This window comes from Rhizobium sp. NXC24 (assembly GCF_002944315.1).
Taxonomy (GTDB): domain Bacteria; phylum Pseudomonadota; class Alphaproteobacteria; order Rhizobiales; family Rhizobiaceae; genus Rhizobium.
In genome coordinates, this window is sequence record NZ_CP024311.1 from 1,216,813 (window position 1) to 1,233,446 (window position 16,634).

The 16,634-nt window shown below is 59.8% G+C and carries 14 protein-coding genes and 1 tRNA gene; 8 read left to right on the forward strand and 7 right to left on the reverse strand.

The window, feature by feature from the left end; all coding sequences use genetic code 11:
- The first annotated feature begins 65 nt into the window (after positions 1-65).
- Positions 66-329 (forward strand): sel1 repeat family protein, encoded by a 264-nt coding sequence (locus NXC24_RS06075; protein ID WP_104822486.1) that lies wholly within the window; start codon positions 66-68, stop codon positions 327-329.
- A 133-nt stretch (positions 330-462) separates the two neighbouring features.
- Here the strand turns inward: NXC24_RS06075 and NXC24_RS06080 are convergent, their stop codons facing one another.
- Both NXC24_RS06080 and NXC24_RS06085 read right to left on the reverse strand, forming a co-directional pair.
- The gene (locus NXC24_RS06080) at positions 463-1,575 is read right to left on the reverse strand and encodes a pyridoxal phosphate-dependent aminotransferase (protein WP_104822487.1); all 1,113 of its coding nucleotides are present in this window, start codon (positions 1,573-1,575) and stop codon (positions 463-465) included.
- Positions 1,576-1,666: 91 nt separating this feature from the next.
- Positions 1,667-2,065 carry a pilus assembly protein PilZ gene (locus NXC24_RS06085; protein WP_104822488.1) on the reverse strand — a complete coding sequence of 133 codons (399 nt, stop codon included), beginning with the start codon at positions 2,063-2,065 and terminating at the stop codon, positions 1,667-1,669.
- Positions 2,066-2,293: 228 nt separating this feature from the next.
- On the opposite strand from NXC24_RS06085, the gene NXC24_RS06090 reads away from it, so the two are divergent.
- The 3 genes from NXC24_RS06090 to NXC24_RS06100 all read left to right on the forward strand — a co-directional run bounded on the left by NXC24_RS06090 (position 2,294) and on the right by NXC24_RS06100 (position 4,854).
- A complete protein-coding gene (locus tag NXC24_RS06090; RefSeq protein WP_104822489.1) occupies positions 2,294-2,740 on the forward strand; it encodes a host attachment family protein in 447 nt (148 codons plus the stop codon).
- Positions 2,741-2,980: 240 nt separating this feature from the next.
- Positions 2,981-3,418, forward strand: coding sequence for a glyoxalase superfamily protein (locus NXC24_RS06095; RefSeq protein WP_104822490.1), 438 nt, complete (start codon positions 2,981-2,983; stop codon positions 3,416-3,418).
- Positions 3,419-3,486: 68 nt separating this feature from the next.
- Positions 3,487-4,854 carry an MATE family efflux transporter gene (locus NXC24_RS06100; RefSeq protein ID WP_104822491.1) on the forward strand — a complete coding sequence of 456 codons (1,368 nt, stop codon included), beginning with the start codon at positions 3,487-3,489 and terminating at the stop codon, positions 4,852-4,854.
- Between the two features lie 41 nt (positions 4,855-4,895).
- On the opposite strand, the gene iolB is transcribed toward NXC24_RS06100, so the two are convergent.
- The 5 genes from iolB to NXC24_RS06125 all read right to left on the reverse strand — a co-directional run bounded on the left by iolB (position 4,896) and on the right by NXC24_RS06125 (position 11,677).
- Positions 4,896-5,693 (reverse strand): 5-deoxy-glucuronate isomerase, encoded by a 798-nt coding sequence (iolB, locus tag NXC24_RS06105; protein ID WP_104822492.1) that lies wholly within the window; start codon positions 5,691-5,693, stop codon positions 4,896-4,898.
- Positions 5,694-5,766: 73 nt separating this feature from the next.
- Positions 5,767-6,684 (reverse strand): myo-inosose-2 dehydratase, encoded by a 918-nt coding sequence (gene iolE, locus NXC24_RS06110; RefSeq protein ID WP_104822493.1) that lies wholly within the window; start codon positions 6,682-6,684, stop codon positions 5,767-5,769.
- Between the two features lie 67 nt (positions 6,685-6,751).
- Complete coding sequence (gene iolD, locus NXC24_RS06115; RefSeq protein WP_104822494.1) at positions 6,752-8,602, reverse strand: 3D-(3,5/4)-trihydroxycyclohexane-1,2-dione acylhydrolase (decyclizing); 1,851 nt, start codon at positions 8,600-8,602, stop codon at positions 6,752-6,754.
- A 76-nt stretch (positions 8,603-8,678) separates the two neighbouring features.
- Positions 8,679-10,613 carry a 5-dehydro-2-deoxygluconokinase gene (gene iolC, locus NXC24_RS06120; RefSeq protein ID WP_104822495.1) on the reverse strand — a complete coding sequence of 645 codons (1,935 nt, stop codon included), beginning with the start codon at positions 10,611-10,613 and terminating at the stop codon, positions 8,679-8,681.
- Between the two features lie 188 nt (positions 10,614-10,801).
- Positions 10,802-11,677: a MurR/RpiR family transcriptional regulator gene (locus NXC24_RS06125; RefSeq protein ID WP_104822496.1), complete on the reverse strand. Its 876-nt coding sequence runs from the start codon at positions 11,675-11,677 to the stop codon at positions 10,802-10,804.
- A gap of 233 nt (positions 11,678-11,910) precedes the next feature.
- Between NXC24_RS06125 and NXC24_RS06130 the strand changes: the two genes are divergently transcribed.
- The 4 genes from NXC24_RS06130 (at position 11,911) to NXC24_RS06145 (ending at position 16,294) form a co-directional block, all read left to right on the forward strand.
- Positions 11,911-13,029: a Gfo/Idh/MocA family oxidoreductase gene (locus NXC24_RS06130; RefSeq protein ID WP_104822497.1), complete on the forward strand. Its 1,119-nt coding sequence runs from the start codon at positions 11,911-11,913 to the stop codon at positions 13,027-13,029.
- Positions 13,030-13,177: 148 nt separating this feature from the next.
- A complete protein-coding gene (locus NXC24_RS06135; protein WP_104822498.1) occupies positions 13,178-14,395 on the forward strand; it encodes an FAD-dependent oxidoreductase in 1,218 nt (405 codons plus the stop codon).
- A 128-nt stretch (positions 14,396-14,523) separates the two neighbouring features.
- Positions 14,524-14,614, forward strand: a tRNA-Ser gene (locus NXC24_RS06140).
- 618 nt (positions 14,615-15,232) lie between these two features.
- Positions 15,233-16,294, forward strand: coding sequence for a porin (locus NXC24_RS06145; RefSeq protein WP_104822499.1), 1,062 nt, complete (start codon positions 15,233-15,235; stop codon positions 16,292-16,294).
- Positions 16,295-16,634: the final 340 nt, after the last annotated feature.

The following is a 16,634-nucleotide window of genomic DNA, read 5'->3' on the forward strand; positions in this document are numbered from 1 at the left end:
AGACGGCAAGGTCTGGAAGGAAAAACAGGGTCGATAACGAATAAACTGAAACAGGGATTGAACCGATGGCACGCTTCGAAATACCGACATCCGAAATGGCCATGATGGGTGGCAACAGCGCTGAGGCCCTTTGCGAGCTGGGCATAATCTATGCGACCGGCAGGGGCTGCCAGGCAGACCTCGTTGCCGCCCATAAATGGTTGAACATCGCCGCCATCAAGGGCAGCGACCGCGCCGCCGAGCTCCGCGCCGACGTCGCAGCAACGTTGACCAAGATGCAGCTCGCCGCAGCGCTCCGCGCCGCCCGCGAGTGGATGACCACGCACTGAAGCGCGCCACAAAGAATACGACAATAGCCTCGAAAGAGGGGACCGGCAGCGGGCGGAGAGGCGCGCTGCCACAATCAGGAAAACCGCGACCGGCAGGAAACAAGGCCGGCGCGGTTTTTTGATATTTTCGGTGTCAGCCGATCGCCTTCAACACCTTCGGCAGTGCTTCGGCCAGAAGGTCGAGATCGTGCTTCGGGCCGACGCTGATGCGAATGCAGCGATTGAGGGGCGCCACGCCGGGCATGCGGATGAAGACGCCATGTTGGATCAGCCCATCGACGATGGCGCGCGCATAGGCACCATCGCGGCCGCAATCGACAGCAACGAAATTGGTGGCGGAGGCAAGCGGCGAAAGCCCGTTGTTGCGGGCGATCACGCCGATATGTTCCCGCGCGGCGTGGATTTTGCCGACGACTTCGGCGAGATAGGCCTGATCCTTCAGCGCCGCGAGCGCGGCTGCGGTCGCCAGCCGGTTCATGCCGAAGTGATTGCGGATCTTGTCGAAAGCCAACACTGTCTCCGGCACGCCAATGGCATAGCCGACACGCGCGCCCGCAAGGCCATAAGCCTTGGAGAAGGTGCGGGTGCGCAGCACATTCGGCAGATCGATCAGCGCGGAAATATCGGGCAAGGAGCCGGCGGGGCCGGTTTCGCTATAGGCCTCGTCGAGGATGAACAGGCAGCTTTCCGGCAAGGCGCGGGCAAAGTCGACGATCTTGTCGGCGTCCCACCAGCTTCCCATCGGATTGTCGGGGTTGGCGAAATAGACGAGCGGCGCGTTTTCGCGCTTCACCGCCTCCAGCAGCCCATCGAGATCCTCGCGATCGTTGACATAGGGCACCGTTACCAGCCGGCCGCCGAAACCGGCGACATGGAAATTGAAGGTCGGATAGCCACCGAGCGACGTGACGACGGGTGCTCCCGGCTCGACCACCATGCGTACGATGAGACCGAGCAGGCTGTCGATGCCTTCGCCGACGGCAATATTCGCGGACGTAACGCCGAGATGGGCGGCGAGCGCTGCCTTCAGGGCGAAATTTTCCGGATCGTTGTATTTCCAGATATCGCCTGCCTGCTCGCGCATGGTCTCGATGACGGAAGGGGCAGGGCCGAAGCCGTTTTCATTGGCGCCGATACGCGCCTGGACGGTCAGGCCGCGCTGACGTTCCAATGCTTCCGGGCCAACGAAGGGCACGGTGGAGGGGAGGGCGCTGATCAGCGGGGTGAAGCGCGAAAAGGCGGACATTCTGGCTTATCTTCCCGAATTCTGTTGCAAGGCGCAGCACAATAGGCGCTTGGCGAGCCGTTGCAAGGGCGGAAAAGCCTGGTGCCGACGGCTATTGCCGCTGGCGTTGGCCTCGGGCAGCGAGTGCCTCCGTGTTGCCGATCATGAAATCGGCGCGCACGACGCGTCTCAATGTTTCCGGTTCGATCAGGTTGATGAAGCGAACGTTGACCCGATTGTCTATCCGGCTGATTTCGGCGCAACCGATGCGATAGGCAAGGCCAAGGATGTTCAGATAATAATGTCTTGGCAGGCCTACGGTCGTGCCGACGATGAAACTGGCGCCGCCCTGCGAGATGTCGATGATCTCGGCGCTGCGCACCGAAATGCCTGTCAGGCATGGGCGCACGGCAATGATACGCGCCGGGCGTTGAACGAAGAACCGCTCCCACCTGTGCTCGTAGACTTCGGATTTGACTTTCGCCAGATGCGTTGCGCGAAGCATTGTCATTCCCCGTTGGAGGCTACCGAATTCATCTCGGTTTATAGCATGAACCTTGCATGGAGATTTTGCGTAAGCGTCAACAGGGCCAATCGAATTTTAACGAATCGGCGGTTTTTTAGCCGGTTGGGCGATATCGCATCCTCCACAGGCAGTTTTTGAACCCTTCGCGTTACGAGACGTTCTTTTTTTATCGACGGTTTTTTGGCCGTATCACAAAGCGCAAGGACAGGAACGATGGTCGATATCAAAATTTCCCGAGGAACGTGGGTTGTCGTTTGCGACGGTGCCAAGGCGCTGATCCTGAAGAGTTCGAATGGCGGCCCCCATCCAGATTTGAAAACCTGCGAAACCATGGAGCAGCCGCATGAACCGGATCGGGAACTCGGCGCGGACAAACCGGGGCGCACGCACCAGGCCGATGGGTTTGCAGGCAGCGCCGTGGAAGAAACGGAATGGCACGAGCAGGCGGCGGCGGAATTTTTGAAAAATGTCGCGGCAAAGGTCGATGCGCTCGTGCAGCAGAAAGGTATCAACCGCCTCATCCTCGTGGCGCCCCCGCGCGCACTCGGCGTCCTGAGGCCCCATCTCGGGGCGCATTCGCAGGCGGTTATCGTGGCAGAAGTCGGCAAGGACCTGACGAATTTTCCCGTCGATCAGATCGAGCGTCATCTTGTCGCCTGAGACGTTGGAAGGGGCGAAATATCGCCCTGTTTCGGTGAATGCGCCTGCATAGCCTCATCTTGACAGCGGCATTAGCTTCGATCATACGGAAAATCCGGTTCGAGGCACCGGCCGCTCGCGGATGAAAATCCATGGTGAAGCCTCGCGAATTTGGTCACAGCCATCTGGCGCATGCTGACTGGCGGTAATGCGAGCTCCGATCTGCAGTCGTAAATGCATGCCTTTTAAGAGGCTGACTCCGTGACGACGATCTATCCGTCCATCGATGAATTGAAAGCGCAGGCCAAACGTTTACGCCAAGCCATGGCCGAGCGCGGTGGCGACGTGGCCCATAGCGCGGCCCTTGAATTGGTCGCCAAGCAATACGGGCTGCGTGACTGGAACACGCTTTCGGCGCTTGCCGCAAAACCGAATACGCCGCCGAGCGCACCGGTTGCCGTCGGGACCGCAGTTCGCGGCCGCTACCTGAACCAGCCCTTCACCGGCAAGGTCCTAACGCTCTCGGAGCAGTCCGGCGGGCTTTACAGGATCACCATCCATTTCGACGCTCCGGTGGATGTCGTGACCTTCGAGAGCTTCTCGGCCTTCCGCCAGCGCATCAACGCCCAGATCGACGTCAACGGCATTTCGCCGCGCAAGACCTCCGACGGCGTGCCGCATCTGGTTTTGGACATCTAGTATTCACCTCTTCATCATTCGATCGCGGCCGGCATTTGTCGACGCGCGATGCTGCCTGGATTTTTTCTATGACGAATCATTCCGAACGCAACATGTTCCTGAGCGGCTGGCTGCCGGGCGTCTTTGCCCGCACGGCTGCGCCGATCATCATGATCACGACCGTCAACGGCCTGTTTGCCGTCGTCGATGCTTATTTCCTCGGTGCCTATGTGGGTGCCGATGCCCTTTCGGCGGTCAGCCTCATTTTTCCGGCACTGATGCTGCTGATCGCGCTACAATCGCTGGTCTCCAACGGCATGGCGAGCATCCTGGCGCGCCGCCTGGGGGCAGGAGATCGCCCTGGGGCGAGGCAGGCTTTCAGCGCCGCCCATGGCCTGGCCTTGGCTGTGGTGATCCTTGTCAATGCGCTCTATTGGACGATCGGGCGGCAGATCATCGTGATGGCTGCGGCTGATAATGCCGCTATCGCCGCCAATGCCGGCGCGTTCATGGGCATCATGATCGGCTTTGCTCCGGTGAGCTTCCTGTTGTCGGTGCATGTCGACGCTCTGCGTTGCGAAGGCAAGATTGGCTTCATGACGCTGGTGACGCTTGCCTCGACCCTGCTCAATATCCTCGCCAACTGGCTGCTGATGGCGATACTGCATTGGGGCGTCACCGGCTCGGCGGCCGGTTCGATCGCGGCGCAATTCATTTGCCTGGTGATCATCCTGCTCTACCGCTGGCGGCAGCCAGGCGCACTCAGGCCCTCGATATCGTTTCCGGTTGCCGAATGGCGCGGGATCATAGCCTTCGGCGCGCCGATGAGCCTCGGTTTTATCGGCATATCCCTGAGTTCAGCAGCAATCCTCTTCAATCTGGCGATCTGGCACCAGGGAGACTATGTCGCGACGGTCGGGGCATACGGAATCATCACCCGCGTGATGACCTTCGCCTATCTGCCGCTCCTCGGTCTCAGCATCGCCCTGCAAACGATATCCGGCCATAATCACGGCGCTGCACTTCCCGCCCGCGTCGGCCGGAGCCTGCAGATCGCGATGGTGTCGGCGCTGATTTATTGCGGCGTGGTGGAGTTGGCCGTCGAAATGCTGGCGGGCAGGCTTGGTGGCGTCTTTGTCGGCGATGCCGTCATCGTTGCGGAGGTGGGACGGATTTTGCCCTGGACGGTCGGCGCCTATTTCCTCTTCGGGCAGATGATCGTGCTGTCGTCCTATTTCCAGTCGATCGGCGACGCGAAGCGAGCGGCGATCTTCGGCCTGGCGCGACCCTATCTCTTTACGCTGCCCCTGACATTCCTGCTGCCTTTCGCCTTCGGCGAAACCGGAATCTGGATGGTGCCGGTCTTCGCCGAAACGGGAATGCTTCTGCTTACGTGGTTGGTACTGTCGCGCAACGTCAGGGACCGCGGCTGGCGATACGGTCTGCTGCCGGTATGAGCAAAAAGGCCGCGTCCTTGAGGCGCGGCCTTTAGCGGCATTCAGGCCTTGAGGAGCCACTCATGTTCCGGCGCATTGTGGAACTTCCAGACGCGTTTCGGGCCGGCCATGACGTTGAGATAATAAAGGTCGTAGCCATGGCAGGCCGCGCACGGGTGATATCCCTTCGGCACAAGCGTCACATCGCCGTCCTCCAGTGCCATGACCTCGTCCAGTGAACGATCGTCGGTATAAACCCGCTGGAAGCCGAACCCCTGCGGCGGGTTCAGACGGTGATAATAGGTCTCCTCGAGGAAGCTTTCGTTCGGCAGATTGTCCTGATCATGCTTGTGCGGCGGATAGGAGGAGGTGTGACCGCCCGGCGTGATGACTTCGACCACGAGCAGCGAATGCGCCGCGCCGTCATCCTCCGGCATGATGTTGTTGACATAGCGGACATTGGTGCCCTTACCGCGCGTTACCGCCGGATGCGTGCCGGGCGGAATGGCGCGGGCTTCATACGAGCCGCCGCCAGGAGCGGAGCAGACGGCCAGTTCGAGGTCGGTCTCGGCGACGACGGACCAGTTGGAGCCGGCCGGAATATAAAGCGCATGCGGCGCGCCTTCGAAGGGGCTCATGCGTCCGCCAAGCGAGCCGAAATCCTTCGCGCCAGCCTTGGCGCTCGCCTTGCCGCTGACCCAGACCAGGCAGACCTCGCGATTGCCCGTCTCGGCGGAGGCGGTCTCGCCGGGTTTCAGCCGGTAAAGGTCGAAGCCGACATACGTCCAGCCGGCGCTTTCGGGCGTGACATGGCTGACACGACCATGGGAGCCATCAGGTTTGACCTTGAGATTTGGCATGGGTGTTCGTCCTCTATTGCTTGGGAGCCTCCTCGCCAACCCCTGGATAGCGGGCGAGGAGGGGCGCTCGTCTTTACCCCTTGGGAAAGCCTTCGGTTTCCACCGTATAGCCCGCTGCTGTCATGACGCGCATCAGCTCGGCATGACCGATCTCGGCCATCTTCTGCGGCGGTGCCTTGCGCGGGTCCTGCTCGGCCTCTACGACGAACCAGCCTTCATAGCCGTAATCGGCCAGACGCTGGACGATGGCGCCGAAATCAAGCGAGCCGTCGCCCGGCACCGTGAACGCACCGAGCGCCACTGCGTCGAGGAAGGATTGGCGGCTGCGATCCAGACCATCCACAACGGGCTTGCGGATATCCTTGACGTGAACGTGGTTGATGCGGGCGTGGTGGTTGTCGATGGCGCGCAGAACGTCGCCGCCGGCAAAGGCTAGGTGACCGGCATCGAGCAGAAGCGGAATGCCTTCGCCGGAATTGCGCATGAAGGCGTCGAGTTCCGGTTCGGTTTCGACGACTGCGGCCATGTGATGATGGTAGGAGAGCGGCATGCCCTGCTCGGCGCACCATTCGCCGAATTCGGTGACGCGGCGGGCATAGGCCTTCATCTCGTCATCGGAAAGGCGCGGCTTGGTGGCGAGCGGCTTGGAGCGGTCGCCCTGTATGGAACGGCCGACTTCGCCATAGACGATGCAGGGCGCATTGACGGCCTTGAACAGCGCGATCATCGGCGCGATGCGGTCCTTGTTAGCGGCCAGCTCCTCATTGACAAGCGTGCCGGAGAACCAGCCGCCGCAGAGCGTCACATCGGCGGCGCGCAGGATGGGCAGCATTTCATCCGGATTGCTGGGGAAGCGCCGGCCCTGTTCCATGCCGGTGAAGCCCGCACTGCGCGATTGCCGCAGGCATTCCTCAAGGGATACGTCGTCGCTGAGCTCAGGAAGATCGTCGTTCCACCAGGCGATGGGCGACATGCCGAGTTTGGCCTTCATCAATGGTCTCCTTGAAAATAATGCTGGAGGAGCTGAAACGCTCCTCCAGAAATAGGACGGAAATCGATCAGCCGATACGCTGGGAGGCGCGAGCTTGCTCGTAGGCGGCGCGGGCCTTGTTGACCTCGGCGCGCGGGCTGACCTCAGGAACGGCGACATCCCACCAGTGGCCGCCTTCGTCTGTGGTGATCAGCGGGTCGGTGTCGATGACGATGACCGAGGTGCGGTCGTTCTTTTTCGATGCTTCGAGCGCCTGTTCCAGCTCGGCGATGGAAGCGACCTTGACCGCAACGGCCCCCATGCTCTCGGCATGCGCCCGGAAATCGATCTCCGGCATGATCTCGTGGCGCGAGTCCTTGAGCAGATTGTTGAAGTTGGCGCCACCCGTCGCCATCTGCAGCCGGTTGATGCAGCCGTAGCCCCTGTTGTCGAGAAGGACGATCGTGAGTTTCAGGCCGAGCATGACCGAGGTCGCCAGCTCCGAATTCAGCATCATGTAGGAGCCGTCGCCGACCATGACGATGACTTCCTTGTCCGGCCGCGCCATCTTCGCGCCAAGGCCACCGGCGATCTCATAACCCATGCAGGAGAAGCCGTATTCCATATGGTAGCTGCCGGGCGCGGTTGCCGGCCAGAGCTTGTGCAATTCGCCGGGCAGACCGCCAGCCGCGCACAAGAGGATGCTCTTCTCGTCGCCGATCGTGCGGGTGACGGCGCCGATTACTTGGGCGTCGGAGGGCAGGGCGCTATTCGTCGTCGCCATGGCCTTGGCGGCAGCCTCGATCCAGATCTTCTTTTCCTGTGTAGCCTTCTCGACAAGCACTGCCGGAGCTTTCCAGCCGGAAAGGCCGGCGGACAGGGCCTTTAGTCCTTCGCGCGCATCCGTCACCAAGGGGTGACCATTGTGCTTGGACGCATCATAGGCCGCGATGTTGAGGCCGATCATCGTCAGCTTTTCGTTCTTGAAGAGCGCCCAAGAACCGGTGGTGAAATCCTGGCAGCGGGTGCCCACCGCGATCACCAGATCGGTTTCCTCGGCAATCGCGTTGGCGGCCGATGTGCCGGTAACGCCGACCGAGCCAAGCGCCAACGGGTGGGTCTCATCGATCGCCGATTTACCCGCCTGCGTCACGACGACCGGAATGCCGTGCGCTTCCGCGAAAGCGGCAAGCTCCTTCGTTGCCTGTGAATAGAGCACGCCGCCGCCGGCGACGATCACGGGCTTTTCGGATTTGCGTATCAGCGCGATGGCGTTTGCGAGTTCGTCCGCATCCGGCTGCGGACGGCGCTGCGTCCAAACGTGTTCCTCGAAGAAGCTCTCCGGATAGTCGAAGGCTTCAGCTTGCACGTCCTGGCAAAGCGACAATGTCACCGGACCGCAATCGAGCGGGTCGGTCAGCACCTGCATGGCGCGCTTCAGCGCCGTGATGATCTGCTCGGGCCGGGTGATGCGGTCGAAATAGCGCGAAACCGGACGGAAGGCATCGTTGGCTGACACCGTGCCATCGCCAAAATCTTCGATCTGCTGCAGCACCGGATCGGGGGCGCGGTTGGCGAAGACATCGCCGGGGAGGAATAGCACGGGGATGCGGTTGACATGCGCGACGCCCGCGGCGGTCACCATGTTCAGCGCGCCGGGACCGATCGATGTCGTGCAAGCCATGAAGCGCTGGCGGAAACCGGCCTTCGCATAGGCGATGGCGGCGTGCGCCATGCCCTGTTCGTTATGGGCACGGAAAGTCGGCAACTCGTCGCGCACCTGGTAGAGCGCTTCCCCCATGCCGGCGACGTTGCCATGGCCGAAGATCGCCCAGACGCCGCCGAAGATCGGCTGCTTCTGGCCGTCGATTACCGTCATCTGCTTTTTGAGGAAATGCGCGACAGCCTGTGCCATCGTCAATCGGATCGTCTTGCCCATGGGGCGCCTCCCAAATGCATTTTAGTCCATTGTTTGCGCATCACTTTCCCCGAAACTTTTCGGAGCAATGCGCCTTCTATTCCAGGCCGCGGGTTTTCAGCCACGCCTGGGTCAATTGTCGGAAGCGGCCAGCCATGTCGGCGATCGCTTCCTCGTCGTTCATGCCGCCCGACATCCAGGCGCGCGCCGCATCGGAAAAGATCGTCCGTCCGACGGCAAAACCCTTGACCGAGGGCGCGGCCAGCGTCGCCTCGAAGCTGCGGATCAATTCTTCTGCCGGCGCTTCCAGGCCAAGCAGCACGATACCCCTGCACAATGGATCATTTTTGGCGATCACGGCATCGATTTTTTTCCAGGCCGCGGTCGATTCCTGCGGTTCCAGCTTCCACCAGTCCGGCTTGATGCCGAGCGCATAGAGCTCTTCCATCGCCGTTGGGATCGTATCGTCAGTCAGCGGCCCGTTCTTGCCGGCAATGATCTCGACCAACAGCTCGCGGCCGACCTTACGCGCTGCTTCGAACAGGGTGCGTAGCTTCTCCTGCTGCTCCGCCTTCAACTCCGCGGGATCGTCGGGATGATAGAAGCAGAGGCATTTGATGCAATGATTGAGGGGCCATTCGGTGAGCTGCGAACCGATATCCTGGCTGAACTCGAATTTCAGCGGCTTCGAGCCCGGCAATTCAACGGGACGACCGATCCAGGAGAAATTCTTCGCGGCGGCGTCGAAGAAGGCATCGCGGCCGAAGCGCTCGTCGATGAGCATGCCATAGCCGGACCGACCGCCCGAAACGCGCGCCGCCGCCTCGACCGCAAGCCGCTTGAAGGCAACGATCCTGTCATGGCCGATGCCCAGCTCGTCGGCGACGCTGACGAGTTGCGAGCGATGATCGATGGCAAGCGCCATCAGCAGTGGGATCTCGCCGCGTCGGGTCGTCGCCCAATGAAGATGGTTGATCGCCTCGTCCTTACGCAGGGCCCGGTGTTTGCTGCCCGTCTTCAGGAAGAAATCGAGCTCGGCCCAGGTCGGATATTCCGGCGAGCAGAGCAGGCGGGAGACCGCAAAGGCACCGCAGGCATTGGCCCATGTGGCGCAGGTCTTCAGCGGTTCGTCGCGCAGGAAGCCGCGCAGGAAGCCGGACATGAAGGCATCGCCGGCGCCGAGAACGTTGAACACCTCGATCGGAAAGCCCTGGCCGACAATGCCGTCCTCGAGGTCATCCGAGATAGGGCCATCATAAACGATGCAGCCCATGGCGCCGCGCTTCAGCACGATGGTTGCCGAGGAAAGGCGGCGGATTTCCTTGAGAGCGCCGAGCACATCATCTGCGCCCGAGGCAATCATGATCTCCTCTTCGGTCCCGATGATCAGGTCGCAATCCGGCAGCGTCTCTTTCATCTTCGACGACACGCGATCCGACTTCACATAACGTTCGAAGCCCTCGGCGTGGCCGGCGAGGCCCCAGAGATTCGGCCGGTAGTCGATGTCGAAGATCACCTTGCGGCCGTTCGCCTTGGCGATGCGAATCGCCTTGCGTTGCGCGGCCTCCGTGTTAGGCTTGGAAAAATGCGTGCCGGAGACGAGGACGGCGCGAGAGGATTGAATGAAATTCTCATCGATATCATCCTCGTCGAGCGCCATGTCGGCGCAGTCGGAACGATAAAAGATCATCGGCGACACGCCCTCGGCCTCGACCGCAAGCAACACCAGTGCCGTCAGCCGCTCCTTGTCGGTGGCGATCCCTTCTGTCGCGACGCCTTCGCGTGCCGTCTGTTCACGGATAAAGCGGCCCATCTGCTCGTCACCAACGCGGGTGATCAAGCCGGATTTCAAGCCAAGGCGAGCCGTGCCGATAGCGATATTGGCCGGGCAGCCGCCGACGGATTTCGCAAAAGATGCAATATCCTCAAGCCGCGAGCCGATCTGCTGCCCATAAAGATCGACGGAGGAGCGGCCGATGGTGATCACGTCGAGTGTCGGCTCCGGCTGGGCGCCAGGATTGTCGTGTGCCATAATGTCCTCCCGTCCAGGCATGATCCCGATAACTCTTCAGTTTTCTTTGGGGTCACGCATTATTGAATGTGCCGGTCCGTCCGTCTTCGTTTTCGTCCGGGCTCTGGTCTATTTTGCGGCCATCTCCCGCAGCCGCGTTCATGGATGTAATGAAACATTGGTTCCGTAATTTTGTCAATTCGGAATGTTTATTCCATTTTGGTTTTGTGGAATTTTGCAACCGCTTCTTTCCTCCGCCGTTCGGCGATGGCGACAGGGAAGGCCATGATCAGCGCCATGGATGCCGACAGCGAGCGGAAGCCGGCAAAATCGGCCTCCGCCACCTCGAACCAGTGGGTGGCGCAGCCGGTAAGCGGTGAAAAGGCCGAATCGGTAATAGCGATGACCGGCACGTTGCGTGCGGCGAGGTCCTGCGCCTGGGCGAGGCTGTCGGCAGCGTAGGGAGAGAAGCTTGCGGCAATCGCCGCGTCCCTTTCCGTGGCAAAGCGGGCGAGCTCGCCGTCGATGCCGTTCGGCGAAGCGACGATCTGATGGCGGATGTTCAGTTTGGAAAAGGCGTAGGTCATATGCGCCGTCAGCGGATAGGAACGGCGCTTGGCGATAAGATAGATCGTCTCGGCAGCGGCGAGCACATCCACCGCCTTGGCAAACGTATCCGTCTCGATCGTGGCGGCAAGCTTGTTGACCGACTGGCTGGCGGCAGAGAGAAAGCCTGAGAGAATCCCGGCCTCTTCATCCTCGATGCCGGATTGTTCGAGTGTGATCAGCCGCTCTTCGTAGCTCAGCGTCCGGTCGCGCAGCCGCTCGCGGAAAATGCTCTGCAGGTCGGAGAAGCCGCCGTAACCGAGATGATGGGCAAGACGCACCAGCGTCGAAGGCTGGACATCCGCGGCGGTGGCAATGCTTGCGGTGGTACCGAACGCGATTTCATCCGGATTGCCGAGTGCGAAAGCCGCGACTTGCGCCAGACGTTTCGGCATGGAATTCTTACGCTCGATGATGATGCTGCGAAGGCTTTCAAAATCCCGCGGCACCTTGGTTCGCGTTTCGATTTCGTTGTCCATGCCTCACCCTTCTCGACGTCATACCCGTCAATGAAACAAATATTCCATATTTTGCACGATAACGGATTTTGGATAACTCGGCACGATTATTTTTAAGTGTATGAATTTACTTCAATAAATTCCATTCCGCTGACGATGTGGCGCAATTGGCCGATGCGCCGGCTTGTCAAAACGGTCCAAATATTCCAAAAATCGCCGCGGGCTTCAGGAGGAAGCCGGTGGAGGAAATGGATATGAAGTCGCTTGGCGTCGGATTGATCGGAACCGGCTATATGGGCAAATGCCATGCGCTGGCGTGGAATGCGGTCAAGACAGTCTTCGGCGATGTTGAGCGACCGCGTCTCGTGCATCTTACCGAAGCCAATCTCGACCTGGCAAAAATGCGTGGCGATGAATTCGGCTTCGAAAAGGCGACCGCCGATTGGCGTGAGCTGATCGCCGATCCCGAGGTCGATGTCGTCTCCGTCACCACGCCCAATCAATTCCATCCGGAAATGGCGATCGCCGCGCTGGAAGCCGGCAAGCATGTCTGGTGCGAAAAGCCGATGGCGCCGGCCTATACCGACGCCGAACGCATGCTGAGCGCCGCCAAGGCCTCGGGCAAGGTCGCCGTCCTCGGCTACAACTATATTCAGAATCCCGTGATGCGGCATATCAAGGCGCTGATCGGCGAAGGCGCGATCGGCGAGGTCAATCACGTCCGTGTCGAAATGGATGAAGACTTCATGGCCGATCCGGAGGGCCTCTTCTATTGGAAGAGCGAGCTTGCCGGCGGCTATGGCGCGCTTGACGATTTCGCGGTGCATCCGCTGTCGCTGCTCTGGTTTCTGTTCGGCCATGTCGAAGCTGTCATCACCGATATGGTGAAGCCCTATGCCGAACGGCCGTTGAAGGACGGCGGGCGCCGCGCCGTTGAGAATCACGATCTCGCCAATGTGCTGATGCGGCTCGGGGGCGGTATTTCTGCGGTGCTGATGGCGAATCGCTCCGCCTGGGGGCGCAAGGGCCGCATTGCGCTGCAGATCTACGGCTCGAAAGGCTCGATCGTCTACGACCAGGAGCGCATGAACGAATTCGAGCTTTATCAGGCGGACGGCAGGCAAACCGAACAGGGCTTCCGCAGAATTCTTGCGGCGCCGGCGCACCGACCCTATGACCGGTTCATCCCTGCGCCTGGCCACGGACTCGGTTTCAATGATCTGAAGATCATCGAATGCCGGGAGCTGATCCGCGCCATTTCCGGCGACGCGGCGTCCGTCGTAAGCTTCTTGGACGGTTTGCGCATCGAAAAGTCGGTGCACGCCATGGCCCGATCATTCCATGAGCGCCGCTGGGTCGAGATACCGGCCTGAAGTCCTGCCCCAATTTTCCCCCGATCTCTGGCGCAAGGTCAGCTATGATTGACGCTTGCAAGGGTACGCGTTACCCCTGAAAACCGCGAGGGCGACGCCTATATCAAGGTAACGAGCCGCCATAACCATATATAATGGAGTAAGGATCGTGACGGGCAGATTGGTCATTGTCGGGGCCGGGCAGGCCGGTTTCGCGCTTGCCGCCAAATTGCGGGCGCTTGGAGATTCGAGGCCGATCACTATCATCGGCGCGGAGGAAAACCTTCCCTATCAGCGACCGCCGCTGACAAAAAAATATCTTCTCGGCGAGATGGCCTTCGACCGGCTCTTGTTCCGCCCTGAGCATTGGTATGCCGACAACAATGTCGAGATCCGTTTGTCCACCTGGGTCGAGCAGATTGATCGCGTGCCAAAACAGGTGGTCATGCAGGACGGTTCGGCGCTGGGCTATGACACGCTGGCGCTGGCGACCGGCGCAACGCCGCGCGAGTTGCCGCCCTCCGTCGGGGGCGCGCTTGAAGGCGTCTATCTCGCCCGCGACAAGCGCGATGCCGATCAGCTCGCCGCCGAAATGCGCGCGGGCCGCCGTGTTCTCATCATCGGCGGCGGCTATATCGGCCTCGAAGCGGCGGCGGTTGCCCGCCATCGCGGCCTCGAAGTCACGCTTATAGAAATGGCAGACAGGATCCTGCAGCGCGTCGCCGCCAAGGAGACGGCCGACATCATGCGGACTATTCACCGTGGACACGACGTCGTCATCCGCGAAAAGACGGGCCTGAAGCAACTGGTTGGCAAGAACGGCCATGTCGTCGCCGCCGAGCTGTCGGACGGGTCCACCATAGATGTCGATTTCGTCATCGTCGGCATCGGCGTTGCCCCGAGTGACCGGCTGGCCAAGGAAGCGGGGCTGGAAGTCGGCAACGGTATCATCGTCGATTCGTTTGCCCGCACCTCCGACCCCGCGATCTTCGCTGCGGGTGATTGCGCGGAACTGCCTTGGAACGGCGGCCGCATCCGTCTCGAATCGGTACAGAATGCCGTCGACCAGGCCGAAGCCGCAGCCGGAATCATTGCAGGCGGCAACGAGCCCTACGATCCGAAGCCATGGTTCTGGTCGGATCAATATGACGTAAAATTGCAGATCGCCGGCTTCAACGTCGGCTATGACGAAACCCTTTTGCGCGCCGGCGCTCGAGAAGGATCGGCTTCGGTCTGGTATTTCAAGGAGGGCCGCTTCATCGCCGTCGACGCTATCAACGACGCAAAGGCCTATGTGACTGGCAAGAAGCTACTGGAAAGCGGCGTCAACCCGGCAAAGGCTATCCTGGCCGATTCGGCCGCGGACCTTAAGGAGTTACTGCGTTAAGAGGGACCCGCACGCCGGCTATCTAGTTCTCCCTGCAGGATGCGCGCGCCGCCGAATGCAGGGAGAACGTGCAGGGAGGCGAAAAAGCGCTTGCGTCGATAAATGATTGGCCGTATCAGGGCCGCACCGGAGAGGTGGCCGAGTGGTCGAAGGCGCTCCCCTGCTAAGGGAGTATACGTCAAAAGCGTATCGTGGGTTCGAATCCCATCTTCTCCGCCATCCTGCTTTGCACCTTGCAGGACAGCTATTTTCCCCCTTCACCGTTGATATCAAACGACCTCTCACGTCAGTCGTTGCCGATTCTCTTTTTGTCATTTCGCTGCAATCTTGCTGGCACATGATCGATAAAACCGATTCTCGATCGAATCGGTCGTGGCAGAATCACTGGCTCTCGATGCTATGCTGAGATGGCGAAGGTGATTTTGCTTGCTTCGCACTGTTGATGACTATCCCGGCAAATGTCGAAAACAGCGAACACGACGTCGCGGCAGCCATGGTTTCGCCTTGGATCGGCCATTGTGACGGCCGGCCCCGCGCCCACGTCCTCATTTAAAAGCGGCCTGTAAGTGCTGGTACCGTAAGGGCTTTCTTAACAAACTATAAACAAATCCAAGGCCCGTGTGGCGGACTTGTGTCCTTTCGGCAACAGGAATTACGGAAGGCTCACGCAAATCCCCCTTTCCGGTAAGATGTAGATTGCGTGACAGTTCGCGTCTTGTATTTTCAATCTCGGAAGCGAGGGCGATTGATCGTCCACTTCTTGAAACACGAGGATGGGGCAGGGAATGCCTTCGGGTAGTTCTCATTCTCGATTGAAACTTTGACTGGAGGTCAATAATGAACATCAAGAGCCTTCTTCTCGGCTCCGCTGCTGCGCTCGTAGCAGTTTCCGGTGCTCACGCGGCTGACGCTGTTGTTGCCGCTGAGCCGGAGCCGCTCGAATACGTTCGCATCTGCGACGCATACGGCGCTGGCTACTTCTTCATTCCGGGCACCGAAACCTGCCTCAAGATCGGCGGCAAGGTTCGTACCGAAGGTGAATGGTACGACGCTTACAACCCGAACAACGTTCGTGGCACGCTCTGGCACACCCGCGCCGAGCTCAACATCGACACCGCGACCGACACCGAATACGGTCCGCTGAAGACCAACACCATCCTGCGTTGGGATTGGCAGGAAGGCGGCTCCACGAGCACCAACCTTCTCTGGGCATACATCAGCCTCGGCGGCTTTACCGTTGGTAAGACGGACTCCTGGTTCAACCAGTTCACCGGTTACGCCGGCGACGTCATCAACGACGACGTGGTCTATGACGGCCCGTACGAACTCAACCAGATCACCTACAACTACGACGCCGGCAACGGCTTCACGGCTGTGATCTCGTTGGAAGACAGCAACTCTGGCGTTGGCGCACATGGCTCTAACGGCGAAGACAGCTCGGATCACTACGCTCCGGACGTCGTTGCCGGTGCTGGCTACAAGGCTGGCGCATGGTCCTTCAAGGTCGTCGGTGGTTATGACTCCATCGTCGAAGAAGGTGCCATCAAGGCTCGTATCGACGCTGACTTCGGCGTTCTCTCTGCCTTCATCATGGGCGGCTGGAACACGGACGGCGACAAGCTGAACAAGTACGCTGGCTCGAACGGTGGCGGCGACGCTGCTGACATCGGCTGGGGCGATTGGGCAGTTTGGGGCGGCGTTGGCGTTCCGATCAACGAAAAGCTGAAGTGGAACCTGCAGCTCGCTTACACCGACTCCAAGATCTTCGCCGCTACGACGAACATCAAGTGGAACCCGGTTAAGAACCTGCTCATCGAGCCGGAAGTTTCCTACACCAACTGGGATTCGATCAACGAAGATCAGTGGGCTGGTATCCTCCGCTTCGAGCGTACCTTCTAATCTGGTTTGACCTCGGTCATAATCTGATTGTCACATTGGTGACGAAAAGCCCGGCTTTTGAGCCGGGCTTTTTGTATTTCGGACAGTCCGATCTTCGCTGCTTTGGATACCGGAGAAGCGGTGCTTCAGTATTTTATTGATTTATAATATACTAACTAAGTATAGATTTTATAACTTGAGTGTTCTCGGAGAGTATTGCCTAGTAGAGTTCAATTTCTGAACATGGAAACTATGTGACAGTTTTGCGACGTGATTTTTGTGCAACGCGAAATTCGAAACGAACGTCACATATGATTATAGTTTGTCTCTGATATTGCTCTGAAAAATTCGATCTGTAGGG

Coding starts and splice junctions, on each gene's coding strand:
- NXC24_RS06130 (WP_104822497.1), top strand. CDS start 11,911: ATGAAGTCGCTTGGCGTCGGATTGATCGGAACCGGCTATATGGGCAAA.
- iolE (WP_104822493.1), bottom strand. CDS start 6,684: ATGAAGGCCAAACTCGGCATGTCGCCCATCGCCTGGTGGAACGACGAT.
- NXC24_RS06100 (WP_104822491.1), top strand. CDS start 3,487: ATGACGAATCATTCCGAACGCAACATGTTCCTGAGCGGCTGGCTGCCG.
- NXC24_RS06080 (WP_104822487.1), bottom strand. CDS start 1,575: ATGTCCGCCTTTTCGCGCTTCACCCCGCTGATCAGCGCCCTCCCCTCC.
- NXC24_RS06075 (WP_104822486.1), top strand. CDS start 66: ATGGCACGCTTCGAAATACCGACATCCGAAATGGCCATGATGGGTGGC.
- NXC24_RS06145 (WP_104822499.1), top strand. CDS start 15,233: ATGAACATCAAGAGCCTTCTTCTCGGCTCCGCTGCTGCGCTCGTAGCA.
- NXC24_RS06085 (WP_104822488.1), bottom strand. CDS start 2,065: ATGACAATGCTTCGCGCAACGCATCTGGCGAAAGTCAAATCCGAAGTC.
- iolB (WP_104822492.1), bottom strand. CDS start 5,693: ATGCCAAATCTCAAGGTCAAACCTGATGGCTCCCATGGTCGTGTCAGC.
- iolC (WP_104822495.1), bottom strand. CDS start 10,613: ATGGCACACGACAATCCTGGCGCCCAGCCGGAGCCGACACTCGACGTG.
- NXC24_RS06125 (WP_104822496.1), bottom strand. CDS start 11,677: ATGGACAACGAAATCGAAACGCGAACCAAGGTGCCGCGGGATTTTGAA.
- iolD (WP_104822494.1), bottom strand. CDS start 8,602: ATGGGCAAGACGATCCGATTGACGATGGCACAGGCTGTCGCGCATTTC.
- NXC24_RS06090 (WP_104822489.1), top strand. CDS start 2,294: ATGGTCGATATCAAAATTTCCCGAGGAACGTGGGTTGTCGTTTGCGAC.